The 4,715-nt window shown below is 65.2% G+C and carries 6 protein-coding genes; all 6 read left to right on the top strand.

Annotated features, from left to right (window positions below):
• Window positions 1-313: 313 nt before the first annotated feature.
• Window positions 314-1,351, top strand: coding sequence for a DNA-binding protein (locus tag F7R11_RS26895; protein WP_004637284.1), 1,038 nt, complete (start codon window positions 314-316; stop codon window positions 1,349-1,351).
• Window positions 1,348-1,848: a hypothetical protein gene (locus F7R11_RS26890; RefSeq protein ID WP_004637282.1), complete on the top strand. Its 501-nt coding sequence runs from the start codon at window positions 1,348-1,350 to the stop codon at window positions 1,846-1,848. The genes F7R11_RS26895 and F7R11_RS26890 overlap by 4 nt, the downstream gene beginning before the upstream one ends.
• Before the next feature lie 210 nt (window positions 1,849-2,058).
• Window positions 2,059-2,280 carry a hypothetical protein gene (locus tag F7R11_RS26885; protein WP_004637279.1) on the top strand — a complete coding sequence of 74 codons (222 nt, stop codon included), beginning with the start codon at window positions 2,059-2,061 and terminating at the stop codon, window positions 2,278-2,280.
• 3 nt (window positions 2,281-2,283) lie between these two features.
• Complete coding sequence (locus F7R11_RS26880) at window positions 2,284-3,198, top strand: DNA cytosine methyltransferase (RefSeq protein ID WP_009242154.1); 915 nt, start codon at window positions 2,284-2,286, stop codon at window positions 3,196-3,198.
• 22 nt (window positions 3,199-3,220) lie between these two features.
• Window positions 3,221-3,838 carry a phospholipase D family nuclease gene (locus tag F7R11_RS26875; RefSeq protein ID WP_009242155.1) on the top strand — a complete coding sequence of 206 codons (618 nt, stop codon included), beginning with the start codon at window positions 3,221-3,223 and terminating at the stop codon, window positions 3,836-3,838.
• A 19-nt stretch (window positions 3,839-3,857) separates the two neighbouring features.
• Window positions 3,858-4,589, top strand: a complete 732-nt coding sequence (locus tag F7R11_RS26870; protein ID WP_009242156.1) for a hypothetical protein — start codon at window positions 3,858-3,860, stop codon at window positions 4,587-4,589.
• The last annotated feature ends 126 nt before the right edge of the window (window positions 4,590-4,715 follow it).

The raw sequence follows: 4,715 nt of genomic DNA, 5'->3' as shown, positions 1-4,715 counted from the left end.
GGCCACGATACCCGTTTGAGAAGTGAACAGGAAAGCCAACAGAATCAACGATCTACCAACACCACCCCCGCGCCAGTGCTGGGTTTGCGTACCGCCAGTTATTGCACTGAAAACGAGGGGACCCCTTTTCCAGAAGGACGGCCGCCGAGGTGGCCACCGACCTGCTTCCACCACCAGCTCGACGCCGGCACGCCGAAGGCAAGGGCGACGGCGGCCGATCCCGACCGGCACTTCGCCTGTTGCGTTTGTTGTTGTTTGCTGTAAAATACAACATACAACAACAAACAACACAATCAACCGAAAGGAGCCTGTCATGGCAAGCGAAGCGATCATCACGGAAGAACTGATCTGTAAAGCCGCCGAACAACTGGCGGCAGAGGGGATGCGCCCGACGAACGAGACGGTGCGCGAACTGCTGGCGAAGTGGACGAGCACGAAGGGCGGCAGCTACGCCACCATCGGCCCGGTGCTGCGCGCCTGGAAGGCCCGCCGCAAGGCTGCCGAGTCGGCCGAGCCGGTACGCGAGGCCGCGCCCCAGGTTGTGCTCGACAAGGTGCAGGGCTGGGCTTCGGACATGTGGGGCGTGGCCCTAGAGCTTGCCAATGGCCGCTTGGCCTCCGAGCGTGAATCCCTGGAGCGGGTGCGTCAGGAACTCGAAGCCGAGACAGCGGAGGCGCTGGCCCTGGCCGAGAAGCGAGAGGACGAGCGCGATGAAGCACGCCGGCAAGCCGCCGAGCTGACCGACCAACTCGCCAGCCTTCAAGTCGACGTGGCTGCGCAAACCGAACGGGCTGCGGCTGGTGAAGCACGGGCGGCAGAGCTGGAGAAGCGGGCCAATGAGGTGCATGACGACCTGAAGGCCGAGCGTGCGCGGCGTGATGAAGCGGAGGCTGCGCGCCGGACGGTGGAAGCCGAGCTTTCCACCCAGCGCGCGGACGTGGCCCGACTCTCCCAGCAAGCGGCAGACTTGGAGCGCGAGCTGGCCCAAGTTCGCGGTGAACTTGCGCGAGTGCAGGATCAAGGAGCGGCCGAGCTGGCGGCGGCGCGGAAAGAGCACGCCGAAGGGGCGGCTGCTCAACGTGCCCAGCATGATGCCGAGGTGGGGCGACTGAAAGATGCTCACCAGCAGGCATTGCACGACCAGAAGCAGCGCAGCGTGGAGGTCATCGGCAAGCTGGAGACTTCCAAGCAGCGCATGGAGGCCGAGCTGGACGAGGCGCGCAAAGAGGCACGCGATGCGGCCGCCCAACTTGGCCGGGTGACAGGGGAACTCGACGCGCTGCGCAGTCAAGTCGCCAGTCAAGAGGCGACCATCCGGGGCTTCACCGCAAAGAAGGCTGACAAGACATGATCGGCTCCGCGTGGCTGCATCTGGCCAGCTTCGCGGTCATGCTGGTGGCGACCCGCACCGTTCGGCGCTGGACGTGGCTGTACGCCCTGTCCGTGCTGCCTGGCACGCTGGCCCATGAGGCTATGCACTGGATGGCCGGCTGGCTGTTTGGTGCGCGCCCGGTTTCCATGTCGATCCTGCCGCGCCGGATGCCTGACGGGGAGCTGCTGCTGGGGCGCGTGCTGTTCATGCGCCTGCGCTGGTGGAATGCGGTTCCCGTGGCCCTCGCGCCGTTCCTTCTCATCCCGTTGAGCGCCGGCCTGCTGTGGCATTCCGCTGGCTGGCCCGCTCTGGCGTGGCCCAGCCTTGGCCTGAAGCTCCTGGCGGTGCAATGCCTGCTGGCGACGTGGCCGAGTGGCCGCGATTGGTGGCACGCCCTGGGCGGTGCAGCCGTGGCCGGGGCGCTGACGCTCGCTGGCCTCTACCTCTACAACCGTTTTGGCTTCGCCCTGCGGTGACTTTCGCGCGCGAAAGTCCGCGCTTGCGTGTTATTTGCTTTCACAATGAAAGCAAATAAACGCCAATATCTATTGACGGTCAATAGTTTGACGGGTAGAATATAGGCATTGCTTCAGTGATGAGGCGATGCCCCGGCAGGGGTGACGGTGAGCAGACCAGACCCCAGCCGCTTAGACCATCTTCAACCCTTCCGCATAAGGAAAACGACCATGCAGACCGCCCACGTCGCCCAGGCCAACACCACCGCCCAAGCCACGGATTACCCGCAATGGGTGATCGTTGAGAACGCCGGCACCGATGCCGAAGACGTGTGGAGCGACCACCACACTTTCAAGGCGGCGCTGAAGGAGCTGGAGAGCTGCGGCGGGACGGATAACGGCTTCGACCTGATGAAGCGCCTCCCCGATGGCACCCTGACCACGGAATTCTGACCCATGCGCTGCATCGACCTCTTTGCGGGGGCCGGTGGCTTCACCGAGGGCGCGCGCCTTGCCGGCGCGCGCGTCGTGTGGGCCGCAAACCATTGGCCGCTCGCTGTTCAGTACCACCAGACCAACCACCCGGACACTTGGCACGAGTGCCAAGACCTTCAGCAAGCCGACTGGCGCGCGGTGCCCGCGCATGATGTTGTGCTGGCTTCGCCAGCCTGCCAAGGGCATTCGAGGGCAAGAGGCCGCGAACGGCCGCACCATGACGCGCTGCGCAGCACGGCTTGGGCCGTGGTGGCTTGCGCGGAATATCACCGCAGCCCGGTGATCCTGGTCGAGAACGTGCCGGACTTCGAGAAGTGGGTGCTTTATCCGGCTTGGCGCGATGCGCTGCGCCGGCTGGGCTACGCCGTTTCGCCGCATCTGGTCGATGCGGCCGATCATGGCGTGCCGCAGAACCGGCAACGCCTGTTCCTGGTCTGCACGCGCTCGCGGCGGCCGCTGCGTTTGAGCCTGCCGCGCCGCGAGCACCGACCCATTGCCGACGTGATCCAGTGGGATGCCCACCCGTGGAGTCCGATCGCCACGCCCAGGCGCAGCGAAAAGACGCTGCGCCAGATCGCGGCGGGCCGTGCTGCGCACGGCGACCGCTTCTTGATCCCGTACTACTCCAGCGGCAGCGGCCTCACTGGCCGCAGCATCCACCGGCCTGTCGGCACCATCACGACCCGCGACCGCTGGGCCGTGATCGAGGGCGACCGGATGCGAATGCTTGCCGTGCCCGAGGCACGGGACGCTATGAGCTTTCCGCCGTCCTACGTCCTCCCCAACGTCCACCGCGATGCCATGCACCTGCTGGGCAATGCCGTCTGCCCCGTGGTGGCCGCTGACTTCCTCAACGAGCTGCGCCTTGCGGCTTGATCGAACTTCCTGGAGCTACCCCATGAAACCCCCTCGCTTCCTTCCTGTGATCCTCGCCGGCCTCGCCTTGAGCTGGGCCGGCTCCGCTTCCGCCTACAAGCCCGGCGTGCTGCGCGAGCTGGCCGATGCCATCGAGACAGCCGCGCCCGTATCCGTGCCTGCGGCCGGCTCCATCGAGGTGGGCTTTTCTCCCAAAGGCGGGGCCGAGGCCCTGGTGCTTCGCGTCATCGACTCCGCGAAGACAGACATCAAGGCACTGTCCTACAGCTTCACCAGCCCGCGCGTGGTGGCCGCGCTGCTGCGCGCGGCCAAGCGCGGGGTGGCCGTTTCCCTGGTGGCCGACTACAAGAACAACGTCACCGACGACCGGAGCGGAAAGGGCCGGGCGGCCCTTTCGGCGCTGGCTGAAGCTGGCTGCGACGTGCGCGTAATTTCCGCTTACCCGATCCACCATGACAAGGTGCTGATCGTGGATCGCCAGACTGTCGAGCTGGGGAGCTTCAACTACTCCGACGCGGCCGCGCGCGTGAATTCGGAGAATGTCCTGGTGAACTGGAATAATCCGGCGCTGGCCAAGGCATATCTGGCCCATTTTGATCGCAACTGGCGGCAATCCGAGCCTTTCCGTGCCCGGTATTAACAGGAACTCGGAGAACATCATGACCGTCGATTTTTTCCTCATTGACGCCCCGCACGCCGTCCCCCAGGAATTCCAGGCTTGGGAGGACGCGAAAGCGCATCATCGCGCTGTTTTTCTGCGCTGCGTGGATGCCGAAGATGGCAGCGCCGAACAATCCCGCCTCGATGCGGAAGGTCGGACCGCGAAGGGCGAGGCTGACCGCTTGGAGCAGGCCGCGCGAACGGCTTGGCTGCGGGCGAAGCGGCAGTCCGTGGAAATCCACCTCAACGATGACACGCGCGAAACCCGGCATTGCTTTACCGAGCAGCCGTTGCGAATCCACGCTGGTTTCACGCATGAGGATGCGGCCGCTGGCTGGCGTCAAGTCCTGTCCTTTTCTGCCAGTCCGACCCCTGACGCCGACACCTTGGCCCGGATCGAGCGGGCGAAATCGGATGCCGTCTCGCAACTGGAGTCCTATTGGGCCGAGCTGGCCGACGCCACCGATATTCAGCGCGTGATCTACCAGGGCGTGCATTACACCTGGAATGTGCTTGGCGAGGGAATCGGCTTCGGCGGGCAGGCATTCCGTGTTGAGTGGCTGACCGCTGATCGAGAGCCGACCGAGTGCAATTTGTTTGCGCAGGGCCGCATCCCGGTTTGGATGCGTGACAAGCTACCCGACAACGCCCGTACCATTGAAGACTTGGGCTACCGGATTAACCCGTTTCCGGCTGTGGATGACAGCTTGGATGACGACCCGCCGTATTAACCCCTGGGCGTCTCCCCTGCGGGGCCGGGCTTTCGTGCTGCGCATCGAGCCGCCTGCGGCGTCTCGCCCCTTCGGGCGTCAATCCCTGACGCCTCCGCGCCGTGCCGGCGCTGCGCGCTCCGCTTG

Source organism: Ralstonia insidiosa, assembly GCF_008801405.1.
Lineage (GTDB): Bacteria > Pseudomonadota > Gammaproteobacteria > Burkholderiales > Burkholderiaceae > Ralstonia > Ralstonia insidiosa.
Note: the sequence above shows the minus strand (reverse complement) of the source record. Positions and strands in the feature narration are given on the sequence as shown.